Consider the following 22,702-nt stretch of genomic DNA (forward strand, 5'->3'; position numbering starts at 1 on the left):
ACCCTATACGTTGCGCGTTAATGTAGGGCGATGCACTCCGCACCTTACCAATTATAAAGGCTTAGTTGATGGCGGCTTCAATCCACTGTTTCAAGGTAGGATTTACTTCATCAATGAGAATTTCATGTGATTTGTGAGTTGCTCTTTCTACGACTTCAACTTTGCCTGCTTTCAGCGAACGACCCGGAACAATCCGATAGGGAATGCCGATTAAATCGGCATCTTTGAATTTAACTCCGGCCCGTTCATCGCGATCGTCGAGTAGGGTTTCAATGCCAGATTGGTTTAGTTCTGCGTAGAGTTTTTCGGCGACTTCTACTTGTTGGGCGTCGGAAATATTGGGGATGCTAATGATGGCGTGATACGGGGCGATCGCCACTGGCCAAATTATCCCGTCTTTGTCGTAGGATTGTTCTACGGCCGATTGAGCTAGCCGCGACACGCCGACGCCGTAGCAGCCCATCATAAAGGGCATTTCTTCGCCTTGTTCGCTGGTGTAGGTAGCGCCCATTGCTTGGGAGTATTTTGTGCCTAATTGGAAGATGTGGCCGACTTCGATGCCTCTGGCGCTTTGCAAGGTTTGTTCGGGGTTGTGCACTGCCCGATCGCCTTTTTTGGCAGTCCTGACACCCACAACCGTTGCTGGTAGCGGAAATTCTTTGTTCCAATTGGCCCCGACAACGTGGTATCCTGATTCGTTTGAACCGGTGACAAAGTTTGTCAGGTCAACTGCTGTGCGATCGACTAAACGCAAAAATTTAGAGTTTACCTGCTTGCTTCCAGCGATATAATCATCAGCAAGATCGGGAGCAATATAACCGAGAGGTAAAGATTTAGCAGCCCATTTCCGCTGAGCTTCTGCATCGGGAACAGTCAAAAATAAAACTGTTTTAGCTTGATAATTGCCCGCTAACTTCGTCAATTCATTCAGCAACTTTACCTGATTAACATCTTGGTCGCCGCGAATGCTTACCAATACCAAGACTGTGATACCATTGTCGTAAATAGCTTGGTAAAGCACATTTTTGACAATTTGCGTCGGAGAACATTTCAAAAACTTGCAAAGTTTATCAATTGTTTCAGTTCCCGGCGTTTCCCGCTTTTCAAAAGTGGCAAAGGGCGACGCTTCGGCATCAGCAGGCATCGAGACAGCCTTTTCCACATTAGCTGCATACTGACCGTCTTCAGTATAGAGAACTTCATCTTCTCCCGCTTCTGCCAACACCATAAACTCTTGAGAACCAGAGCCGCCAATTGCTCCAGAATCAGCATCGACTGCTCGGAATTGCAAGCCCGATCGGCGCAGCATATTGCTATAAGCTTGAGCCATATCCTGATAAGTTTTTTTCAGGCTTTCTTCGTTAGTGTGGAAAGAATAGCCATCTTTCATAATAAATTCGCGACCGCGCATCAACCCAAAACGCGGGCGAATTTCATCGCGAAACTTAGTTTGAATTTGATAGAGATGTACGGGCAATTGCCGATAGGAACGAATCATATCTTTAGCAATTGTAGTAATCACTTCTTCGTGCGTTGGGCCCAGTCCCAATTCTCGCTGCTGCCTGTCTGTCATGGAAAACATAATACCTTCCGCTTGAGTATAGGTATCCCAGCGGCCGGATTCTCGCCACAAATCTGCCGGTTGCAATTGCGGGAGGAGACATTCTTGAGCGCCGGTAGCGTCCATTTCTTCGCGCACAATTTGAGAGACTTTTTTGAGAACTCGCCACATCAAAGGGAGATAAGCGTAAAGGCCGCTACCGATGCGCCGGATATATCCGGCACGGAGTAATAGTTTGTGGCTGGGAATTTCTGCTTCTGCGGGGTCTTCGCGCAGGGTGACAAAAAGCATTTGAGAGAGTCGCATAGCTGATTTCCTTAAAATACCGAATGATTGTAATCTCAGATTAACTTCTGATATTATCAGACGTGAGGCGAATTTGATTAAATATATGAATAAAATTTGGCAAAACTACGAAAAAGGTATGGCAGTATTTGATAATTGTCACTCTCCTACTGTGCAATCTCAGTGGCTTGCTTTAAAAGATGAAATAGGAGAATTTGTTCGAGAACCTAATTTAAGCGAAATTTGGGATATTGTTCATGCTGCTGGTCGATTGCTTTACAAACTAACCGGAATTCCTTTCAATTTACTGGCCTATCCTACTGTTCGCAAACACAGTCAACGTTTTGAGGAGTACGGCTGTATTCGCAGCATTCCCAACTGTGAGGGTAAATGCTGCGGCAAAAATTCGTAGCCTAGGCTGCGACGCACCCGATATCATGTTTGTTGAATTGCCGGCAATTAGATATAGAAACCCTCGATCGCAACCGACTGCTTATGCAGATCCCTCCCTCGGAATTACTAGATAGCTTTGAGCCTAAAAATCAAACGAAATCCTCAACCAGGTAGCGTACTATACGATATGTAGAGTGCATTACATCGCACTTTACTACTATTGATAATTGGTGGGGATTGCCCCCGCCTCAAACTTGCCACTTTTATGCGATCTCTGCTGCTACCAATCCCTTAAAAAGTAATTTCTGACTTTAGACGGATTTATTTTTTAGCTTCCAGAGCCATAATAAGCAGTAAGGATGAGATCACTATAGAACTGAGTTACCACTCATCCCAATGTCACTAAGAAGGGCTTCCGTAAGATAAAGCCGAACCCAAACAGAACCTCATCTAAAGATTACAAACACCCCTAGAAAAAAGTTGGGGGCATTTTTCGCTATGCCGAGTTAGGCATAAAAATTAAGGAGGTAAATTATGTTTCAAAGCGAGTTATTAATGTCGCTGTACACTCCAAAACTCGATAGGGGCCAAATGCCAGTAGAAATGCCTGTACAAATGCCTGTACAAATGCCAGTAGAAATAGATGTGCCATTTGACCACCCAGATATCGGAGGGCTGATGTTGTTAAGCCCTCAGTTTTTCGTGGCATTAATTGCCGGAGTCATCATGGCTTTCGGCTTCCAATTCCTGTTAACAAATTTCTCGATCGCCGCCAAAATATCAAATTGGGACGAGGCTTTACCCGACGATGACGATGATGATGAGTCCGAAAGTATAGGCCGTAAAGTTCGCAAAATCGAAGGTTTAGTCGGGGGTTGGATTTTAGTCACCGTTAACCTGGCTTTATTTTTGGCTTGTTTTCTGGCCGTCAAACTAACTTCAATTGCCTCAGTAGACGGAGCGGCAATTATTGGTGTGGTAATCTGGGCTGCGTACTTTTTAACCCTGGTGTGGCTCGGTTCTAGCGCCGTCGGTTCTATGATCGGTTCCTTGATAAAAACTGCTTTTTCAGGCGTTCAAGGCCTCATGGGTACTGCCGGTGCAGCGATCGGCGGCAAGATGGCTAGCGACCAAATGGTCAACACTGTAGAGGCCTCTGTGGCTGCTGTCCGCCGTGAATTGAGTTCGGCGGTAGACCCGGATAGCATTCGCGAAACACTGCAAGATTATGTGGGTTCTTTGCAGTTACCGAAATTAGATGTTAAGGAAATTCGCGGTCAATTTGAAAAGTTGCTGGGCGATGCAGATATCAAATCTCTTGCGGGAAGCGACGTTCTGAAGAATGTTAACCGCCAGACTTTTGTGGATTTAGTTAAGAGTCGCACAGACTTTTCTCAAGAGGAAATAACTCAAGTTGCTGACCAACTCGAAGGCGTTTGGAAGCAAACTTTTGGCAAGCAGCAAGAGCAGAAAGACCCGAATTTAGAGTTGGTTGATTTTCTCAAGTTTGCGGCTCCCGATTTGCTGAAGTCTGACGAACTCAACGCCAAGCTGTCTCAAATTCTGGAAAGTCGGGAAAACAAATCGGAATCCAGCAGCGGCATGAAGCGAGCGATGCAGTTGGGTGTCGAAGCTCTTGTGGGCACTGTTTTGTCGCGGACGGATTTGTCTGATTTGGATGTTGAAAAAATCTCTGGTCAGTTGCAGCAACTGACAGCCAAAGGGACGGAACAAGCTAAATCTTTGGCTTCTAAGGTGGGCGACAAAGTGCCTGCGCTGCCTTTCAATACAGGTAAGGCTGATGTGGAAAACTACTTGCTGAATACCCAACCTTGGCATCTCAACCGGGAGACAATCAAGCAGGAATTTAGGGATGTGATTTACGACCCGGAAGCTTCTCCGGGAGCCGTTTTGCGCCAGTTAGAGCAGTTTAATCCCGATTATTTTGTAGGGATTCTGGGCCGCCGCGAGGGGTTTGCTCCTGAACAGGTGACGGAAATTGCCGAACAGCTTGAAGGTGTCCGCCAAGAAGTGTTGGAAATCGTGCGAGATGCTGCTGGTGAAGAACAGTCTCAAGATTTACGCAGCCGGATTGAAAATTATTTGCGATCGACTGGCAAAGATGAGCTGAATCCTGAAGGTATCGAACGGGATTTCCAAGCGCTTTTGGAAGACCGGGATGCTGGTTTTGAGGCTTTGCGCGATCGCCTGTCGCAGTTTAACCGCGATACTTTGGTGCAGTTGCTGGGTCAGCGGGAAGATTTTAGTCCAGAGGAAGCCGATCAGTTAATCGGCCGACTGGAGAGTTCGCGCGATCGCGTGATTTCTAGAGCTCAAGAATTGCAAGAGCAAGCGCAATCGAAAGCCCAAGAATTGCGGCAAAAGGTAGAAGACTATCTCCGCAATACTAATAAGGAAGAACTCAATCCAGAAGCGATCGAACGCGAGTTTCAAACGCTGTTAAACGACCCGGAAGCGGGATTTAAAGCGCTGAGAGAACGCTTGTCTCAATTCGACCGCGATACGCTGGTGCAGTTGCTGTCACAGCGCCAAGACCTCAGCGAAGAACAGATCAATCAGGCGATCGACCGGATCGAATCTGTGCGCGACAACATTATCCACGCGCCGCAAATAGTGGCAGATAGAGCTAAGCAACAGTACGAGGAAGTTACTGCAAAAATTGGCGAGTACCTGCGGAATACAAACCTGGAAGAACTCGATCCAGAAGGCATCAGTCGGGATTTGACTAAATTGTTTGAAAATCCGAAAGAGGGTGCTTTGGCACTTCGGGAAAGACTTTCTCAGGTCGATCGCGAAACTTTAGTCAAGCTGCTGTCGCAGCGGGAAGATTTGAGCGAAGAACAGATCAATCGGACGATCGATCGCGTGCAAGATTCGATTCGCAGCATCGTGAAATCGCCGCGCCGCTTGGCCTCTCGCGCTCAAAAAACAGTCCGGGATTTCCAAGGCAGTTTGGAAAATTACTTGCGGAATACGGACAAGGAAGAACTCAATCCTGAAAGCATCAAACGCGATTTGCAGTTGCTGTTTAGCGAGCCGGGAATGGGGATGCAAAGTTTGGGCGATCGCCTGAAGCACTTCGATCGATCGACTCTGGTAGCATTGCTGTCGCAGCGGGAAGACATCTCGGAAGAGGAAGCTAACAGAATTGCCGACCAAATTGAATCTGTCCGCAACCAAATTGTCGAACAAGTTCAAATGGTTCAGGACAAGTTTCAGTCGGCAATGGACGGTATTTTCGGAAAAATCCGCGATTACCTCAATTCGCTCGATCGACCCGAACTCAACTACGAAGGCATCAAGCGGGACTTACGCAAAGTGTTTGACGACCCGCAGGCCGGATTTGACGCGATTAAAGAGCGTTTAGGTGAGTTCGATCGCGGTACTTTAGTTGCCCTGCTGAGTTCTCGTTCCGATATTTCCGAGACTGACGCGCACCGAATTGTTGACCAAATGGAAGGAGCCCGGGACAGCGTTTTATTGCGATCGGAACGCCTGCAATCTGAAGCCAAAAAACGCATCAAACAGCTCAAAAATAAGGCTAAGCAGCAAGCAGAAGATGCGCGCGAAGCCGCAGCAACTGCTGCTTGGTGGCTGTTCGGTACGGCTCTAACTTCTGTAGTTGTTTCTGCTTTGGCTGGAGCAATAGCAGTCGGTGGTATTTCTGGGTTGTTTAGCTAGATTTTCAACGAGTTTGAAATAAAATTCTCCTGATTCTAGGCTGGCTGTGTGCCAGCCTATTTTCTTTGGAATAATATCAGAGTCCTTTAGGATTCTATAGTTGGCGGAAACACTCTCGATAAATCGAGCGCCAAGTCGTGAAAATAAGGCAGATTAACAGAATCGTTGGGCAGAAAAATCAGCGTCCTGCGATAACCAAATTGACCAGGGGCATTCTGATACGGATCGCTGTAACATTCCAAGCAAGTTTGTGATAAATTAAATATCCAATAGTTAGAGATTCCGGCTTCAGCATAAAGGGGGAGCTTAACCTGTTTGTCGTAACTCAAAGAAGAATCTGCAATCTCAATCAGCAACAGTATATCCCCTGGACAGGGGTGAGAGGAGAGATAGTCGTCAGGGCGATTTTGTACGAGCGAAAAATCAGGTTCAGGTTCGCTGTTTGGCGGTAAAACGATGGGAGATTGACACTGTAAAGTTGCCCGCTCTGCTACTATGGCGCTTAATTCCCGCAATAATCTTCTCCGACAGGTTTCGTGAGCGGTACCTTTAGCTGCCATTTTCACAAGTTGTCCCTTGATTAACTCAACTCGATCGTCCTCAGCAAAAAATCCCAGTTCTGTCAAGCGGTGATATTCCGCTGTGGTGAAGCGTTTTGCAGTTGCGGACATAACAGCCACCTCAATACAGGTCTGTTGCGATTATAGGCGATCGTCGATCGGCTAAACCATGCTAATCATGAGCTCCGCTAACAACAATCTTGGCAAATTTCCCTCATCCTTTGGTTGCAATTTTTCCCAATTTTGGTAAATTTACTCCCCGAACTTATGTCCGGGATCATCTCTGTCTTAAGCAAGATTCTAGCATCACTATTTATTAGGTACTTTAACTTAAGTAGCAAACAAAAGTTTTCTCACAAATAAGAAAACTGAGCAATACATATTATTTTGGAGGCTTGAATGACCTTTACTACCAGTGCTTACGACCAAGGAAAAGCAGATATTAAGCAGTTGAGTGTAGACGACCAATTAGGTTTGCTGTGGTTTGTTTACACCCAAATGGGCAAGTCAATAACGCCAGCGGCTCCCGGTGCTTCCGGTTCCGACATCGCTCAGGGTTTGTTCGATCAAGTCAAGCCTCTGCCCCACGAAGAACAACTACAAGTAATGCGCGACATTGCCTCAAAAGCCAATACTGAAATCAGCCGGATGTACGGCTCGATGAGTCCTGAAACCAAGCTGGCTTTTTGGTATTTCCTCGCGGTAGGAATGGACGAAGGAACTATTATTCCTGTGCCTCCAGACTATCAACTTCCCGACGCAGGAAAAGCTTTATTAGGAAAGATTGAGGGCATGGATTTCCAGCAGCAAATTGATTTCCTTCGCGGTACAATTTTAGACATGGGTGCTGAAGCCGCTCCGGGGGCTGGCATTTAAAAATAGGGCTTACGAAAAAAAACCCGGTTTGTAGGGGAATATGGGGTGCCCCAACGAGGCATCTAAGAAGAAACCCGGTTTTTAGCCTTTTGATGCGTAAGTCCTCAAAAAGATTAGTAAGTAGATCAAACTAATACCCCGCGCCAGAAACCCGGCTTCTTCAAGAAACCGGGTTTCTGGCTGTTCGGTTTTTTTAGGTTTACGGCGAATACCCGCACTTTACAGCTAATAATTGAATTCAAGGGATTTGTTCGCCACAACTTCCGGCGCAGCGACTGTTAAACGCATATCTTCGGAGCCAAAAGTTAGCAAGGGCTGGCCTAAGTTTAAACTGGCAAAAGGACTTTCTTCTGCCACTTCTAATTCGCCTTTAATCAAACCGATGCGAGACTGTAATCCTCCTTTAAACAACAGCAAGTTTCTGCGGTCAGCGCTGAAAACATTTCCGCTAAAAGGCAGCGGTAAGGCTAAAGTTTGCTTGCTGTAATTGAGGCTGCACAGTTGACGGTTTTCTTGGCTAACTGTGACTCGGTAGCCTAGCGGTGCTGCCTTTACCGACTCGCTGCCTTCCCAGGTAAATTGAGCTAATTCTTTAGGAAGTCCCCAAATTTCGCGCCCGCCGGCTACCGAGTTAGGATTGTCTACATAAATATGGGAAATCCAAGCACCCCATTTTCCTGTATAATTGGCGATCGCGCTAACTACAATTAACTCATTGTACTCCATCACCGAACCCAACCCGTAGGAGGATATATAAATGCCACCTAGGGTTTTTCCTGGCCATAAAGAGACAATTTCTAACTCAGAGGGAACCAAGGGGCGCACTCGTGCCACATCTACCAATTGTAAAGTCTGAACAGCATAACCTTGCAGATTCCAAGGTGCAGGTGGATATACCATTTTCAGTCATGAAATGTATGAGATTTTATATTTATTTTAGCTTGCCACTTCAAAAAGCAACAATTTTTGGTGTTTCTTCACAAGTTGTTAGTAATTTACTTTATTTAAACAAATTAATAGGTGACGATAAATTTGATGAATAATTGACGTGGGTTCTCGGTTGTATGGGGGCGGGTTTAGTAATATTGTTAGTAGGAATTAGATATTATTCGTAAAACCCGCCCCTACAGATATTATCAGCGTTTATCTGCGGTTAAAAACCTCCAAATCTACTTACTCGCATAACCCGTGCTCACCAAAAACTCCCGCAACTTCCTAAAGAATTGAGTGCGATCGCGCCCTTGATAAACTCTCTCCAACAACTGCCAACCTTCCGCTTCCTGGCCCATGACATACTTGTTCGCCATGAAGGCCGCCAAAACCCCTTTCACCTCCCCATTTTCACTCAGACGCTTGTTAGATTCCAGCCAAAGCTCAGCAGAATTTGTGTATACTTCCACCGGATACTGTTTGCTAACATCTTGCATTTTACCTTGGCGGTATTGCCAAATTTGCAGCGGAAAGCGAGAATCAGCGTAATTTGTAAAAGCCTCGGAAAATCGGCCGTCCTGACTCTTAAACTCTAGGATATCATTTTTGCCAAAATCGACTATTTCGTAACTCACATTGCCCCAGAAATGCTTGATGTGACTGTATTTGTTAGCCCCCGATTCGTAGCGGTAAATAAACGAATAATTGCAGCAGCGGACGCCGCTTTTGATTGATACTAAATCTGCGAGCACTTCCGGTTCCTTGTCCCCGTCCAAATCACGGATTCGCAGCGATAAAAAACGTCCTTCTGATATTTCTTCGCTGGCTCTTTTGTCGGGATTATCTACTAGAGAGCGAGTCGGAATCAGCACGGGTTCTTCTAATAAAGTTTTACCGTCGCGGATAATTCTGATGCGTAGATTTTTAGCATTTTCTGCTTCTTTTACGAAAGAAACTTCCGCCCGAACTTTCCCCGCTTCCGAGATTTCTGTTGTTCTCGGCGGGCCGATATTCGGCGGAACTTGGGCGATATATTGGGCAGGAACTAAGGCAGTTTGACCGGGTTTGGCGATCGCCTGACAGAAAAAAGTTGCGACTTCGGCGCGAGTAGCATTGCGAGTAGGTTCTAGCTGTTTAACAGCCGGATAATTCACCACAAGTTGTTTTTCTGTGGCGGCGGCGATCGCACTTCTGGCCAGTTCGGGAATATCCCGCGCATCTTCAAACGTCGCATCCAAAATCTCAGCCGCCGACCCCGTAGGTGTATATTTCAAGCCGCTGGTTAAAGCTACCAAAGCCTGCCAGCGGGTAATATTCAAAGTGGGGTTAAAGATACTGCCACTGTATCCAGACATAAAACCCGTCTGATAAGCTTCTCGAATTGCTTTAAAACCCCAGTAATTTGTAGGAATATCTGCAAAGTCGATCGGAGCGCGGACGGTTTTGGCATCGGGAAAAGCCATGCGAACCATCGCCGCAAACTCAGCGCGGCTGACGGGGCGATTCGGGCGAAAAGTGCCGTCTTCGTAGTAGCCACTGATGATTTTTTTCTGCGCTAACTCCTCTATGCAAGCTTGCGCCCAATGGTCGTTAACATCCTTAAATTTGGCTTGAGCAAATGCCGGCGCTACATTCAGACCCGGAAACATTAAATTCCCGATGATTATCCCCAGGGCTACCACTAAAGCGATGATAGCTTGCCATCTGTGCGATCGAATCATAGAACAGACTCCTCTACTTACAAATTGGCGATCGAAATTTTCGGAAACTTTATATAATATCAGGTATATTAACCCGATTTAATACCCTTTATTATAAAATTACCGGCGACTAAGGACACGGCACTGCCGTGTCTTTACTTTTTAGAGTTGGTATAATAAAGCTTACTTCGACTCTAAAGTCATCTCCATCGCCATTTTTGTTGTGATTGTAGATTCTTCTGAGCTGCCCGCATTTTTAGCACTCATTTCGCTATTTGAACTAATAGACACAGTAGAGCGAAAAGGAATTAATCTATCCAAGCGCCCTGTAACTTTTCCCCGACCCTGAGAACTAAAAGATTTTAGGGTTAAGGTAGTTCCAGCAGGCAGTAGGGGAGAGGTAATATTTTGGGGGTTTGCTTGCTGCTCTATACTTACATTCATAGAGACAACTCCCTCTTGCCAGCTATCCAATTCATAGGTAGCAATGTCATTCACATTCATGCCACTGAAATCAGAGGAAGAAGAAACGCGCCATTTGGCTCCTTTTCCGACTGCTTCGGCAGGCAGCGGCGAGGCTAGTTGTTCTAGAGATTTAGACATTTGTCCAACCATTTGTTTGAGGTTGTTGTCAGCTCCTTCGGGCAAAATAATGTCACCTCCTTTATGAAAACCGCGATTGTCCATGATGAAAGAGCCTTTCACTCCCACCATGCTTTTGAGTGCGGAACGCATGGCATCTCGGACGGCTGGTGGCATATTTCCAGTATCGCCGACGATATCTGAGTTAGTATAAGCAAACTCGTAGTGAATATCGCCGTTGGGATCAATTTTAGTGACTTTTGTCTCGAAAGTCATCACCGATACTGGAATTTTAGCCCCAGGCGAAGACCGACCGGATGCGGATATTTCCATATCTGTTTTTACGGTCATAACAGTTGTTTCTTTGACATCGATAGCTGGTTTTAAACGCAGTTCCTGTCGTGGTTCCACTCCCGGATTTAGCAGTTCCACTTGCGGGGTTTTCGAGTTGGGGGCAGGCGCGGATACGCCAGGGGCTGGCTGCTGCACTACAAGTGGAGTTTCCGCGCTTAGGGAAGCAGGAGAAAGCTCGATCGCCCATCCGGCACTCGCCAAACAAAGAGATGTAATAAACAGTGTTTTTTTCATTAACTTAATTTCCTGTTATTTGAATGTTTTCTTGTTGCCACAGTCGATCGACAGTCACGAATTTGTAACCTTTATACAAAAGCAAGGGAATTATTTTTTCAGCCGAAGCTGCAACATCTTCGCCACCGCAATAGCCGTCGTGCAGTACAATAATTGATCCGTTTTCAGTTTGCTGCACTACGCGACTAATAACTTTCCTAACCCCCGGCCGCACCCAATCTTCCGGGACGACACTCCACATTACGGGGCGATATTCCCACTGTTGCAATAACTCTAATGTTCGTGGCGTAAAAATGCCGTTGGGCGGCCGCACATCCCGGATCAATTCTGGGTCTAAATCGCAAGCTTTGGCAATTGCTTTTTGCGTGTCTTCTAAACTTTGTTTTAGTTCATGAGTTTTGAGTTTGGCAAACGATATATGCTGATAGCCGTGGAGGCCGATCCAGTGTCCGCGCTCGCACACTTCTTTAGCCGTTTCTGGATGCCTGTCCACGCAAAAGCCTAGCCAGAAAAAACTAGCTTTGATGTCGTATTTATCTAAAATTTTTAACAGTTGAGGTGTGTGCTGACGGTGCGGCCCGTCGTCAAATGTGAGGGCAATTTCTCGGCTGTTGATATCTCCCGTCCACAGACATCTGGGAAAAGCCGATTTGAGAATGGGATGAACGACAGGAAACAGGGGTGCTAATGGCATTGATTAACCTTGATAAATGCGATCGGGTAGAAATGAAGCTGCGTTACAATAGAATAAAGTTAACTCAATCTAGGTAAATATGACAACTACCGTTGATATTGGAACGCTAATTGTCAGCAGGCCGGGAACTTGCGGCAGCCACCAGCGCCTCGCCAAAACCCGAATTACCGTAAAAAATATTGCTATTGATTTTAATGCTGCGCTCACTCCAGAACAAATCATGGATGAAAAACCGCACTTGACTTTATCGCCAATACAAATTTATGGTTTACTAGCCTACTCTTAGGCGAATCAAGACAAATTTGACGCGGATATAGCAGCAGAAAAGGCTGATTGTGAGTCCGATCAATCTGAACAAACAATAAAAGTTAAACCGTTACAATAAAATATAATGAGAATATTTGTAAGGTTATATGAGAGCTAAATAACTATCTGTAATAGATGAGTAATCCCTCCTTGAAAAATCCCTTAACTCTTTTGATAGAGCCTCAAACTATCTCCCATTCATCTACCTCTATCTCACGGTCGATGCGATCGCCCTCCAGCGTTCTCCTATACTGAAAACCAGCATAACTAATCGATAAACGATCAAGGAGGAACAATGACCGAGGAATATTTAGCCGAACGAACAGTTTCAGCCGTATTTAAGGAAGAAGAACAATTAGACGGTGTAATTCGGCGGTTGCTCGATCGCGGAGTTTCCCGCGACCACATCTCAGTAATGGGAAAAAACTTTCAATCTAAAACTAAAATTGCCGGCTTTATTACTAAAAAAGATGTGATATTAGGCGGTCTGCGAAGCGGGGCGATTTTTGGTTCCTTATTCGGTTCTTTTTTGGGCTTGCTAACAGGCGTCGGCGTGCTGTTTATTCCCTTTGTCGGTGCAGTAGTATCGGCGGGCCCGCTGGGTGCGGTACTGTTGGGTGCAGCTAGCGGCGCGATCGCAGGTTCGGCCGGTGCGGGCCTAGTTTCCGCTTTGGTCGCTTTGGGAATGCCGGAAGAGAAAGCAACTATCTATCAAACCCGCGTAGAAGCAGGCGAATTTCTGGTGATGGCAGAAGTTCCCGCAGATAAATCGGGCGAATTTCAACTCTTGCTAGAAAGTGCAGGTGGCGAAGAAGTTTCAGTTAGCGAAATGACCCTGCCGCGCGCCGTTAAAGGTCGCTGCAATAGTCCGGCAGATTTGTCTCCAGAAGTGCGATCGCACCTGTCGGAAGCAGCTCAAAAAACCTTTATCGAATCCTACAACGCCGCATTTGATGAAAGCAACGACTCGATACAAGCCGAACACACCGCTTGGAACGCCATTCACCAGCAGTATGAAGAAGATGAAAACGGCGTTTGGACTAAGCCTTTAGCAAAAGTCTAGTCTTCCAATCGCAGCAAACTAATAAAAAATACAATCAAGCCTCTAGAACTGCGGTTCTCGAGGCTTTGACGATTTTAGATTTTAGATTTGAAGATGGTGCAAAATTTAATTCGTAAAGACTTGGGAATTATCGAAAGTCTCATTACTGTTTGAAAGTGGTATTGCATTAGGTTGCGTTGTCAAGTACAATCTATAGGCTTACAATATAAAGTTGAGTTAAGCAAATGCAAAAATACGTTTGTACAGTTTGCAATTACATCTACGATCCAGCAGAAGGCGACCCCGACGGGGGAATACCTGCCGGTACTGCCTTTGAAGATATCCCCGACGATTGGGTTTGTCCGACTTGCGGGGCGGTAAAATCCGATTTTGAACCAGAATAAGCGAGAAAAAATTTGTCCGATCGAATGCTCAAAATTACAGTCATCGGCGGCGGTGCTGCTGGTTTTTTTAGTGCAATTACCTGTGCCAAAACCTACCCGCAGGCCCGCGTCACTTTATTAGAAGCTGGCCGGCAACTCCTGGCAAAAGTTCGCATCTCTGGCGGCGGGCGCTGCAACGTTACTCACGCTTGTTTTGACCCTGGTGTTTTAGTGCAGAATTACCCCAGAGGTGGGAAAGCTCTGCGCGGTGCTTTTACTCGATTTCAACCGCGCGATACTGTAGAATGGTTTGCCGGTCATGGCGTGAAGTTGAAAACAGAAGAAGACGGGCGAATGTTTCCGATTACAGACGATTCGGGGACAATTGTTAACTGTTTGATCCGCGCTGCTGAGGATGCAGGCGTAAAAATTCGCACTGGCGATGCAGTAGTTTCTGTAAAGAAATTAATAGGGAATACCTCAGAGGGCGAACACGGCGACACCGCCCCTAGTTTTGAAATTGAGTTGAAGTCGGGGGAGAGACTTAAGTGCGATCGCATTCTTCTCGCTACAGGCAGCAATCCGTCGGGTTATAAGTGGGCAAAAGAGTTAGGTAATACTGTAGAACTACCCGTTCCTTCTCTATTTACTTTTAATATTTCCGACAGCCGAATCAAAGATTTAGCCGGAATTTCTGTTCCTAATGCTAAGGTGAAATTGCCGGGAGCTAAATTAGAACAAAGCGGGCCTTTGCTAATTACTCACTGGGGTTTGAGCGGGCCTGCTGTCCTCAAACTTTCGGCTTGGGGTGCGAGATTTTTGCACGATCGCCATTATAAAACATCTGTGCTGATTAATTGGCTTCCCCAGTACAATGCGGAAGTTTTGCGGCAGCAACTGCTAGCAGTTAAGTCGCAGTTGTCGCACCGATTGATTGTCTCTAGCTGTCCGTTTCCGGTACCACGCCGCCTCTGGGAACGCTTGACAAGTTCGATCGGCATTGATGAGCAAAAACGCTGGGCAGACTTATCTAACAAAACCCTCGATCGCCTCCTGCAAGAAATCGTTCAAGGCGAATATGAGATTGCAGGAAAAGGCGCATTTAAAGAAGAGTTCGTCACCTGTGGCGGTGTCAACCTCAAAGAAGTCGATTTTAAGACAATGGAAAGCCGCCGCTGTCCCGGACTTTTCTTTGCCGGCGAAATCTTGGATATCGACGGCGTGACGGGCGGTTTCAACTTCCAAAGTGCTTGGACTACAGCGTGGTTGGCCGGGAACGCGATCGGCAAACCATCCGATTTTAGATTTTAGATTTTAGATTGGGGAATATTTGCTCTGTAAAGGTTTGGGAGTTACGATCGTGCGATCGGCTTGCCTGTATTAAATTTTGTGTTATTTTTGAATAAAGGCGCACTAAATGTGCGTTAACTTCGGCTTGCAGACAAAATTCGCAGTTTTGCGGAGTTAACATCGGGGAAGACAGATGAAAAACTTGAATCTACAAACCCTAAAGTTCGATCGCAACCTTGACAGCCATCTTGACTCACCTTTCATCGAAAAAAATGGCTTGCTGGAATTCAACCCCAAATTTATCACTCCCGAATTTTTAACAGCCTGGACATTTGAAACACACCTGTACGGCGAACAAGTTGCGATCGACCACTTTGTCATCACATTTCCCACCCGCAGCGCACTCGAAAAATACGCCAAATCTTTTCGCCCCTTCGGCGCCAAAACAGTTGAAGGCCCCGACTTATTCCCGATCAACTTTTGTTCGGAAAACATTAACGTTCCCTCCGATTTGTGGCTGCATTTAATGACCTTATTAATGCCAGCGGGCGGCTTAGTAGTATTAGATGCGCCCCACGCAGCCGGCGACCAAAAAAACCGCTTTCAGCAAGAAAGAGGATTAGCAGCAGTTCACCACGTTGCGATTCGAGTCGACAACGTGCAGAATGCTGCTACAATATGGCAAAATAAAAACTTCAAACCCCTGTCCGATCGGCCCTTAGATTACGGCTCATTAACCCAGTGGTTTCTGCAAAACCCCGCCGGACAAATTATCGAATTAATCGAGCGCCACCCCGGGAACAACGCCACTTTCGACTGCCAAAATATATCAGGTTTGCGCCTCAGTGAAGTCGCCAGTCAGTAGGACAGGCAAGATGCCTGCCCCACAATTAACAATTACCCATTTCCCATGACAAAATAAAATATATGGTCGCATTAAAAATCCCCAAAGTCACCATTCAACCGCCAACATTCAACTCAGTTGAAGAAGAACGCCGCCACCGCAAACAGCGTTTAGCCGCCGCATTTCGATTATTTGCCCGCTTCGGATTCAGCGAAGGAATTGCCGGACACATCACCGTCCGCGACCCCGAACACCTAGACCATTTCTGGGTCAATTCTTTTGGAATGCACTTTGGTTTAATTCGAGTCAGCGACCTAATTTTAGTCAACCACAAAGGCGAAGTTGTTGAAGGAAATAAACCCGTAAACGAAGCAGCATTTGCCATTCATTCCCAAGTACACAGCGCCCGCCCCGACGTAATCGCAGCAGCCCACGCTCATTCTCCCTACGGCAAAAGTTGGTCGAGTTTGGGCCGCCGGCTTGACCCGCTGACGCAAGATGCTTGTTCTTTTTATGAAGACCAAGCTTTATTTGACGATTACACCGGAGTTGTTTTGGAAATCGAAGAAGCTAAACGCATCGCCAAAACTTTAGGTGAGAAAAAAGCTATTATTTTACAAAATCACGGACTGTTAACAGTAGGTCAAACAGTAGATGAAGCGGCTTGGTGGTTTATTTCAATGGAACGTTCTTGTCAAGCGCAGTTAATGGCCGAAGCAGCGGGAAAACCAATTCTCATCAAGCCAGAATGTGCGCGTTTGACACAGCAACAAGTAGGGTCTCACCGTATGGGATGGTTTAGCTTTCAACCGCTTTATGACATGATTGTGCGCCGGGAACCCGACCTATTAGATTAGAAACTCGGCGGTTGAAACCGCTACTAAACAAACACAGCCCGCCTGCGGCAAATAAAGAATGAAGGGGGTATTAAAGCCGGATTTAGTATCAGGAGTGCAAAAGTTATAAATTCATGCTGAAGGCGAGTCAAGCCAAGCTATCAAATCCTCTTGACTGGTAAAATCTAACAAGATTTCTCCTAAATCCTCCAAGAGTTGGGGAGATAGCTGCTGGATGCGAGTTTGAATTTCTGGTGGGATTTCACCAGTGCGCCGCACGAGTAGACGCAGGATTAATGCTGTTTGCCCCTCAATTATGCCTTCTTTACGACCTTCTTGCATCCCCTTAATAACAGCACCGCGTTGGTCTTCAAAAAACATTTCCCGCTTTTCCAATTCCTCTAATTCCTTAAGGGTTAAATTAGTTCTGCTGGCGATGGAAAAAGCTGTTTGAATTTCGGGAATTGTTGCAAACTTTTCCGGAATTTCATCGAAGAGGGGAGCATTTTTGATAAAATAAATCCAGCTTTGAATTAGGTTTTCGACTTGTTCCAGTTCTTTATTAAACTTGGGAAGTTCGACAAACACTAATTCTATTTCTCTGTTATAATACTCGAAGTTTTCTTCGAGTTCTTTAAATACAAAATGAGTGAGAAATTTTTCTGTATTTTCAAAGAGAATAAAATCAGTAATTGTTAAAGCAATCAAAGGATTTAATTTAGAGTATCCTTCCCTGGGTCGGAGTTGAGTTGCGTAGGTTTTGGCGGCATTGTACACTACCCGTTTAGTAAAAGCTTCTACATTTATTACCTGCATTTCGATAATCACAGTTTTGTTGCCTGTAATTTTGGCTTTAACATCCAGGTAAGTGTCTTTTAATCCAGTAACGCTCGGCGCGGCGTAAGGGTCAATAATTTCTAAGTCTTCAATGGTTGGCTGTGCGTCATAGAGCATAGCATTGAGGAAGCTAATCAAAATGTCTTTGCTCTGGGGCGAACCAAAGATTTTTTTGAAACCAAAATCTGTTTTAGCACTGATGAAAGGCATAATTAGTAATGGGTAATTAGTAATTGGGGCGTTTAAATCACAAAAGTCCTTCCATTTCTAAATCTTCAATAATCTGCAATCCGCGCGGGTCGCCGACTCGCAAGAGCGAAGATTTAGCATCTTCCCGCACGCCCATATCTTCATCTTCTTCTAAAGCTTCAATTAGACCATCGATCGCCCCAGCGTACACTATATTATTCGGCAATTCGCGTGCCAGTTGCCCGATCGCCCAAGCGCAGTTGCTCCGCACAGCAGACACAGCATCTCCCCGCAGCGCTTCAATCAACGGCGGAATCGCCGCAATCACCACATAGTAACCAACTTTTGCCATTTGACCCAGAGAACTCGCCGCCCACAAACGCACCGCAGAAATATCAGTTTTCAGAGCATCAATTAAAGATGGCAAAGCGCGGTGGTCGCTGCAATTTCCCAAGGCCCAAACTACCCCTTTGCGAACGTAACCGTTCCAGTCGCGGTTAAGTTGAAGAATCAGCGGTTCCACAGCATCGGGACTCGGATTTCGCCCCAAAGCATAAGCCGCGCTTACCCGCACCAAGGGGCAACCGTCTCTCAATAAATTAATTAAATGCGAAATTGCTCGATCGTCCTGCAGTTCGCAAAAAGCCCGCGCCGCAATCATCCGGTGCTGAGGTTCCGGGGATTCCAGCAAAGGCAGCATTTCCTCGGGATCTGGCAGCGGGGGTTCGGATTCGTCAAAATGATCCAAAGGGCTTTCCAGTTCCGTGTCAGTATCAAGGGCGTTGGAGTAGTCGTTATTGTTCATAAAAAAACTTTACCGCACAGAGGATGCTCCTAAGCAACTCAGTCAGCACTCAGCAGTCCGCAGTCAATAATTCTAGGGTGCGCGCGCAGTACCTTACTACAAACAAATACCTCTGCTGTCACCTAAGTTAATAGCGAGGACTTCAGTCCTCATAATTGCTGTCACCTAAGTTTGTAGTGAGGACTTCAGTCCTCATAATTTGGATGAATCCGGACTAAAATCCTTACTACAAAGGAATATCTCTGCTGTTACTTAAGTTGGTAGTGAGGACAGAAGTCCTCATAATTGGAATGAATCAGGACTTTAGCCCTGATTCCAAACCAGTAGAATTTATATTTCAAAGGGATTTGAGCATCGAGAGGGAATGACTTTGATAGCCTAATTTTTGATAGAGATTCACCGCAGGCTGATTGCTCAGAAATACTTGCAAACCAATTTGCTTATCGCCCCTTTCCCGCGCCCAATTTTCAGCATGAATAACTAAAGCTGCACCGACTCCTAGACGGCGATGTTCCGGTGCTACGTACAGCAAAAAAATGTGAGCGTAGCGTTCTCCGGTGGTTTGGTCGATCGCATTTCCCAACCACAAACATCCGACAACCGATGTCAGATTTTGGGCTTGAGATTGGGGATTGAGATACTGCAAGGGAAGCGCCGGCAAAATTTCTGCCTCTTCCTGGCTGTTTTTCTGGCACTCTACCCACCAAACCGGCGTCTGGTTAGAAAAATACTGCTCGACAGTTTGAGCCAAATGCCCCAATTCCCCGTCCGGGTAAAGCTCTTGGTAAGTCCGGTGCATAAACTTTACCAGTTTTGCTCGATCGAGTCCCGATCCTGAGCGCAGCCAGTAGCCCGGTATTAGTTGAGCAGACATCAGCTCACCGGACACGGAAAGCGGAATAATTTAGCCCCAAGAAAATTGGATTCAATAGTGCCGCTTGCTTTTGGGGGATCGCTTCCTCAATCGGTGCCGGGGCCGCCATGTCACCAGGCAAAAAGATGCGAGCACTGACTGCTACCAGAGCCGCGAAAAATACTAATACCGCTATTAATGGAGCAATGTATTGACGAATGATACCCATAACCGCAAAAACTTAATTCTTGAGTTGATATTATCAAGTGTACCATACAAATCTTGTCAGCTATAATGGTTGATTGGACACTTAGCTCAAGCTTGAGCGATCGCAAATACCAACTAACAGAAAATCTAATATTATGAGTGCCTCGCCTGCTGTTTATGAAGCTCTGGCTAAGTCAATTGTTTTTTTGAATCAAAAACCTAACGCGCCAAATGAAGTTTCCAGTTTCCTAGATACTAATGGCTACTATATCGATCGCATATTCGACGACCCAGAAACAAACTTTTATGCCATCGGGTTCGGTTCATCCAATCCCGAAAACCCGCCCGCCCTCGTATTTAAAGGTACAGACTTCATCGACGGCGACGCTATTTTTTCCGACTCGCGGGACATTGGTTTACCGGAATTTGAAAAGAACAAAGATAATATCAAAAACTGGCTCACAGAAATCGGTCAAAATACTGGTAAAAACCCCAACCAATTATTGCCCGATGTCATCGGGCACAGTTGGGGCGGAGCAGTCGCTCAAATTGTAGCAACCGAATACACATCTCTGACCGGCGATATCTTTACTTTCAACTCTCCGGGAGTTTCAGCGAGTACATTCACCAGTTTTCGGAGAAATCTCAGCAGGGCCGGCAACAAAAATGTCACTCACTACATTGTCAGCGGAGATGTAGTCAGCTTGTTTGGGGAAGCATTTATTCCGGGTAAAGTATTTATCCAAAGTTTTACAGATCCGAGTATTAATCCCTTAACTGTTTTGGCAAAACATCGAACTGAAAATTTGTTAACTACTCCGCCCGTGGGTTTTTTGCAGAGGCAAATTTCCGTAGAACAATTAAACAGTCCCGAATTTGCTTATAACAACGACTCAGATTTTAACGAGTTTATCGCTGCGATGAATTTCGCCCTGCCCAATGTGTCAGTCGCCATCAGAACCAGAGGCGGTGCAGAGAGTTTGAGAACAGCACCAGAATTTTCTTTTGTGCAGTTAATCAGACAAATGCAGTACGGTTTAGCTCCCTTACAACCGAATTATTTATCAGGGGACGCTCGGAACAATACTGCTACCGGGGGCCCCGGAGAGGATACAGTTATCGGCAACGGCGGTAACGATACTCTCAGAGGCAATCGAGGTAATGACAGCATCACCGGTGGTGATGGCGACGATTTCTTGTACGGCGGCAGAGATAACGATTATTTGGAGGGTGGCGACGGAAACGATTTGGTTTCCGGCGAGTTGGGCAACGATTTTTTAATTGGTGGTGCGGAGCGCGATCGCTTTGTATTGGAATCCGGCGGCGGAGCAGATGTGATTTTAGATTTTCAAGATAGTGAAGATTTAATTACACTGTCGAGGGGTCTAACTTTTCCTCAAGTTAGAGTAACCCAAGGTGTTGACGGAGCTTTAATTACTATCCCGATTACTGGCGAAATTCTTGCTACTCTCCGAGGCGTAGTGGCAAGCGATATTACGCGGGTAGATTTTGTATAGCTTTAGGGTACTCAAAATTTGTATTTTTGGGGGCGCAAAACCTGCCTTGGTTTTGTATCGAGAGTGTTTTTTTGTATTAAAAAATCTCTATCAATTTGCACCTAAAAAGCCCATAAAAATGACCAATTAATATGGTCAATAAAGGAAGTTTATAGTAAACTAAGTTAAGTAGCTTAAAAACTAATTCGCTCTCAAACGACAGGAAATAAAAAAATATGCCCTCCTCCCCCGCCGCTTACGAAACTATAGCCAAGCAACTTGCTTACATAGATGACGATCCCGCGTTTCAAACTTTAGTTCAAACAGGCTTGAGTGCTGCTGGCTATCAAATCGATCGCACCTTTGACGATCCCGGAACTGGATTTCACGCGATCGGCTTAATTTCCACCACCCCAGACAAACCGCCCGTTTTAGTATTCCGCGGCACCGACTCGCCCGTAGACGATATTGCCAACGCAGACCCGCGCGGCACAGGTTTCAACCAATTTGAAGCCAACAAACAAGCGTTAGGAAATTGGTTGACCCAAATCAGTCAAGATACAACCAAAAACCCCAGCCGCTTGCCACCAGACCTTCTAGGACACAGCTTGGGCGGCGCCATAACGCAACTAGCCGCGACCGAATTTACATCTACTATTGGAGATGTTGTCACCTTCAATTCTCCCGGAGTTGCTCAGAGTACAGTCAATACATTCAAGCAGAAAGTCGGCGCCGGAAAAAATGTAACTCACTACATAGTTAGCGGCGATTTTGTGAGTTTGGGAGGAGAAGCTTTTATCCCCGGGAAAGTAGTTCTTCAAAAATTTACTGACCCGATTATCAACCCGCTACTGGTCTTGGACAAGCACACGCAAAGCGGTTTGTTAACTGATCCTCCTCCCGGCTTGACTCAGACAGAAATTTCTGTAGACCAGTTGAGCAGCCCTAATTTCACTTTCACAGATTCCGATTATTTAGAGCTGTTAGCTGGCTTAGACTTTACACTGCCCGCCTTGGGAACATCGCTGGAATCCCGCAGCAGTTTAGAGAAATTAAGAACCACTCCGGGAGCCTCATTTTTAACAAACGTTGTGGCAATGCAAACTGCTCTGGATGTCTCCCAAATTAATAATTTAGTAGGCGACGATGCTAACAATACCGCATCAGGTTTCGCAGGGGACGATATTATCACTGGCAATGGGGGAGACGACACCCTCAGTGGCAACAAAGGCAACGATATTATCAGCGGTGGCAGCGCCAACGATCTGCTATTAGGTGGCAAAGGGGATGACAATTTGAGCGGGGGAGAAGGAAACGATACACTCATTGGTGCAGCGGGTGCGGATCTCTTAATCAGTGGCGCTGGACGCGACGTACTTGTGTTAGGAGTAGGTGCCGGTACAGATACACTTATAGACTTTCAAAAGGGTCAAGATGTAATCGGTTTGAGCGGAGGTTTGAGCTTCAACCAACTGAGAGTTACTCCAGGCGATTTTATAACGACGATCGAAATTGCCAGTAACGGCGAAGTTCTTGCCAGTATTCCCGGCCTTTCAAGTAGTCCCCTAACAGCTAGTGACTTTATTTCAATTTAGTTGGTGGCTGGTAATACAGATATTTGGTAGGGACACAACAATGTTGTGTCCTTATTTTATCTTATGAAGGCACGCACAATTTATACCAGTTAATGATTAAAAACATCCATATTCCTGTAGGGGCAGGTTCGGCGGAATATCGAAAAAG

The 22,702-nt window shown here is 45.9% G+C and carries 20 protein-coding genes; 11 read left to right on the forward strand and 9 right to left on the reverse strand.

Annotated elements, in window-relative coordinates; genetic code table 11:
• Window positions 1-61: 61 nt before the first annotated feature.
• On the reverse strand, window positions 62-1,867 hold the full coding sequence (gene proS / locus QUA23_RS02255) for a proline--tRNA ligase (RefSeq protein WP_333072962.1): 1,806 nt from the start codon (window positions 1,865-1,867) through the stop codon (window positions 62-64).
• 85 nt (window positions 1,868-1,952) lie between these two features.
• Between proS and QUA23_RS02260 the strand changes: the two genes are divergently transcribed.
• Both QUA23_RS02260 and QUA23_RS02265 read left to right on the forward strand, forming a co-directional pair.
• Complete coding sequence (locus QUA23_RS02260) at window positions 1,953-2,258, forward strand: hypothetical protein (protein ID WP_333072963.1); 306 nt, start codon at window positions 1,953-1,955, stop codon at window positions 2,256-2,258.
• Window positions 2,259-2,773: 515 nt separating this feature from the next.
• Window positions 2,774-5,941 (forward strand): MFS transporter, encoded by a 3,168-nt coding sequence (locus tag QUA23_RS02265; RefSeq protein ID WP_333072964.1) that lies wholly within the window; start codon window positions 2,774-2,776, stop codon window positions 5,939-5,941.
• An 86-nt stretch (window positions 5,942-6,027) separates the two neighbouring features.
• Here QUA23_RS02265 and QUA23_RS02270 read toward each other — a convergent pair whose 3' ends face one another.
• On the reverse strand, window positions 6,028-6,612 hold the full coding sequence (locus tag QUA23_RS02270; RefSeq protein ID WP_333072965.1) for a Uma2 family endonuclease: 585 nt from the start codon (window positions 6,610-6,612) through the stop codon (window positions 6,028-6,030).
• Window positions 6,613-6,900: 288 nt separating this feature from the next.
• Between QUA23_RS02270 and QUA23_RS02275 the strand changes: the two genes are divergently transcribed.
• Window positions 6,901-7,377 (forward strand): orange carotenoid protein N-terminal domain-containing protein, encoded by a 477-nt coding sequence (locus QUA23_RS02275; protein WP_333072966.1) that lies wholly within the window; start codon window positions 6,901-6,903, stop codon window positions 7,375-7,377.
• 225 nt (window positions 7,378-7,602) lie between these two features.
• Here the strand turns inward: QUA23_RS02275 and QUA23_RS02280 are convergent, their stop codons facing one another.
• The 4 genes from QUA23_RS02280 to QUA23_RS02295 all read right to left on the reverse strand — a co-directional run bounded on the left by QUA23_RS02280 (window position 7,603) and on the right by QUA23_RS02295 (window position 11,871).
• Window positions 7,603-8,277 (reverse strand): acetoacetate decarboxylase family protein, encoded by a 675-nt coding sequence (locus QUA23_RS02280; protein ID WP_333072967.1) that lies wholly within the window; start codon window positions 8,275-8,277, stop codon window positions 7,603-7,605.
• 269 nt (window positions 8,278-8,546) lie between these two features.
• Window positions 8,547-10,028 (reverse strand): S-layer homology domain-containing protein, encoded by a 1,482-nt coding sequence (locus tag QUA23_RS02285; RefSeq protein ID WP_333072968.1) that lies wholly within the window; start codon window positions 10,026-10,028, stop codon window positions 8,547-8,549.
• A 162-nt stretch (window positions 10,029-10,190) separates the two neighbouring features.
• Window positions 10,191-11,177 (reverse strand): DUF6263 family protein, encoded by a 987-nt coding sequence (locus QUA23_RS02290; RefSeq protein WP_333072969.1) that lies wholly within the window; start codon window positions 11,175-11,177, stop codon window positions 10,191-10,193.
• Window positions 11,178-11,181: 4 nt separating this feature from the next.
• The gene (locus tag QUA23_RS02295; RefSeq protein ID WP_333072970.1) at window positions 11,182-11,871 is read right to left on the reverse strand and encodes a polysaccharide deacetylase family protein; all 690 of its coding nucleotides are present in this window, start codon (window positions 11,869-11,871) and stop codon (window positions 11,182-11,184) included.
• 79 nt (window positions 11,872-11,950) lie between these two features.
• Between QUA23_RS02295 and QUA23_RS02300 the strand changes: the two genes are divergently transcribed.
• The 6 genes from QUA23_RS02300 to QUA23_RS02325 all read left to right on the forward strand — a co-directional run bounded on the left by QUA23_RS02300 (window position 11,951) and on the right by QUA23_RS02325 (window position 16,593).
• Window positions 11,951-12,157 carry a DUF433 domain-containing protein gene (locus QUA23_RS02300; protein WP_333072971.1) on the forward strand — a complete coding sequence of 69 codons (207 nt, stop codon included), beginning with the start codon at window positions 11,951-11,953 and terminating at the stop codon, window positions 12,155-12,157.
• 315 nt (window positions 12,158-12,472) lie between these two features.
• A complete protein-coding gene (locus QUA23_RS02305; protein WP_333072972.1) occupies window positions 12,473-13,240 on the forward strand; it encodes a ChaB family protein in 768 nt (255 codons plus the stop codon).
• 224 nt (window positions 13,241-13,464) lie between these two features.
• Window positions 13,465-13,623, forward strand: a complete 159-nt coding sequence (gene rd, locus QUA23_RS02310) for a rubredoxin (RefSeq protein WP_333072973.1) — start codon at window positions 13,465-13,467, stop codon at window positions 13,621-13,623.
• 24 nt (window positions 13,624-13,647) lie between these two features.
• Entirely contained in the window at window positions 13,648-14,913 is a 1,266-nt protein-coding gene (locus QUA23_RS02315) for an NAD(P)/FAD-dependent oxidoreductase (protein ID WP_333072974.1), read from the forward strand.
• A 172-nt stretch (window positions 14,914-15,085) separates the two neighbouring features.
• Window positions 15,086-15,757: a hypothetical protein gene (locus tag QUA23_RS02320; protein ID WP_333072975.1), complete on the forward strand. Its 672-nt coding sequence runs from the start codon at window positions 15,086-15,088 to the stop codon at window positions 15,755-15,757.
• Between the two features lie 62 nt (window positions 15,758-15,819).
• Entirely contained in the window at window positions 15,820-16,593 is a 774-nt protein-coding gene (locus QUA23_RS02325) for a class II aldolase/adducin family protein (RefSeq protein WP_333072976.1), read from the forward strand.
• Between the two features lie 111 nt (window positions 16,594-16,704).
• Here the strand turns inward: QUA23_RS02325 and QUA23_RS02330 are convergent, their stop codons facing one another.
• From QUA23_RS02330 to QUA23_RS02340, 3 genes are all read right to left on the reverse strand, one after another.
• A complete protein-coding gene (locus tag QUA23_RS02330; protein ID WP_333072977.1) occupies window positions 16,705-17,619 on the reverse strand; it encodes an Rpn family recombination-promoting nuclease/putative transposase in 915 nt (304 codons plus the stop codon).
• 37 nt (window positions 17,620-17,656) lie between these two features.
• Window positions 17,657-18,403: a HEAT repeat domain-containing protein gene (locus QUA23_RS02335; protein ID WP_333072978.1), complete on the reverse strand. Its 747-nt coding sequence runs from the start codon at window positions 18,401-18,403 to the stop codon at window positions 17,657-17,659.
• Between the two features lie 337 nt (window positions 18,404-18,740).
• Window positions 18,741-19,277, reverse strand: coding sequence for a GNAT family N-acetyltransferase (locus QUA23_RS02340; protein ID WP_333072979.1), 537 nt, complete (start codon window positions 19,275-19,277; stop codon window positions 18,741-18,743).
• A 341-nt stretch (window positions 19,278-19,618) separates the two neighbouring features.
• On the opposite strand from QUA23_RS02340, the gene QUA23_RS02350 reads away from it, so the two are divergent.
• Entirely contained in the window at window positions 19,619-20,980 is a 1,362-nt protein-coding gene (locus tag QUA23_RS02350; RefSeq protein ID WP_333072981.1) for a calcium-binding protein, read from the forward strand.
• A 215-nt stretch (window positions 20,981-21,195) separates the two neighbouring features.
• Window positions 21,196-22,554, forward strand: a complete 1,359-nt coding sequence (locus QUA23_RS02355) for a calcium-binding protein (protein ID WP_333072982.1) — start codon at window positions 21,196-21,198, stop codon at window positions 22,552-22,554.
• The last annotated feature ends 148 nt before the right edge of the window (window positions 22,555-22,702 follow it).

The sequence above is a fragment of the Microcoleus sp. Pol1C5 genome (assembly GCF_036701115.1).
In the GTDB taxonomy this organism is placed as follows: Bacteria; Cyanobacteriota; Cyanobacteriia; order Cyanobacteriales; family Microcoleaceae; genus Microcoleus.

Coding starts and splice junctions, on each gene's coding strand:
- proS (WP_333072962.1), bottom strand. CDS start 1,867: ATGCGACTCTCTCAAATGCTTTTTGTCACCCTGCGCGAAGACCCCGCA.
- QUA23_RS02260 (WP_333072963.1), top strand. CDS start 1,953: ATGAATAAAATTTGGCAAAACTACGAAAAAGGTATGGCAGTATTTGAT.
- QUA23_RS02265 (WP_333072964.1), top strand. CDS start 2,774: ATGTTTCAAAGCGAGTTATTAATGTCGCTGTACACTCCAAAACTCGAT.
- QUA23_RS02270 (WP_333072965.1), bottom strand. CDS start 6,612: ATGTCCGCAACTGCAAAACGCTTCACCACAGCGGAATATCACCGCTTG.
- QUA23_RS02275 (WP_333072966.1), top strand. CDS start 6,901: ATGACCTTTACTACCAGTGCTTACGACCAAGGAAAAGCAGATATTAAG.
- QUA23_RS02280 (WP_333072967.1), bottom strand. CDS start 8,277: ATGGTATATCCACCTGCACCTTGGAATCTGCAAGGTTATGCTGTTCAG.
- QUA23_RS02285 (WP_333072968.1), bottom strand. CDS start 10,028: ATGATTCGATCGCACAGATGGCAAGCTATCATCGCTTTAGTGGTAGCC.
- QUA23_RS02290 (WP_333072969.1), bottom strand. CDS start 11,177: ATGAAAAAAACACTGTTTATTACATCTCTTTGTTTGGCGAGTGCCGGA.
- QUA23_RS02295 (WP_333072970.1), bottom strand. CDS start 11,871: ATGCCATTAGCACCCCTGTTTCCTGTCGTTCATCCCATTCTCAAATCG.
- QUA23_RS02300 (WP_333072971.1), top strand. CDS start 11,951: ATGACAACTACCGTTGATATTGGAACGCTAATTGTCAGCAGGCCGGGA.
- QUA23_RS02305 (WP_333072972.1), top strand. CDS start 12,473: ATGACCGAGGAATATTTAGCCGAACGAACAGTTTCAGCCGTATTTAAG.
- rd (WP_333072973.1), top strand. CDS start 13,465: ATGCAAAAATACGTTTGTACAGTTTGCAATTACATCTACGATCCAGCA.
- QUA23_RS02315 (WP_333072974.1), top strand. CDS start 13,648: ATGCTCAAAATTACAGTCATCGGCGGCGGTGCTGCTGGTTTTTTTAGT.
- QUA23_RS02320 (WP_333072975.1), top strand. CDS start 15,086: ATGAAAAACTTGAATCTACAAACCCTAAAGTTCGATCGCAACCTTGAC.
- QUA23_RS02325 (WP_333072976.1), top strand. CDS start 15,820: ATGGTCGCATTAAAAATCCCCAAAGTCACCATTCAACCGCCAACATTC.
- QUA23_RS02330 (WP_333072977.1), bottom strand. CDS start 17,619: ATGCCTTTCATCAGTGCTAAAACAGATTTTGGTTTCAAAAAAATCTTT.
- QUA23_RS02335 (WP_333072978.1), bottom strand. CDS start 18,403: ATGAACAATAACGACTACTCCAACGCCCTTGATACTGACACGGAACTG.
- QUA23_RS02340 (WP_333072979.1), bottom strand. CDS start 19,277: ATGTCTGCTCAACTAATACCGGGCTACTGGCTGCGCTCAGGATCGGGA.
- QUA23_RS02350 (WP_333072981.1), top strand. CDS start 19,619: ATGAGTGCCTCGCCTGCTGTTTATGAAGCTCTGGCTAAGTCAATTGTT.
- QUA23_RS02355 (WP_333072982.1), top strand. CDS start 21,196: ATGCCCTCCTCCCCCGCCGCTTACGAAACTATAGCCAAGCAACTTGCT.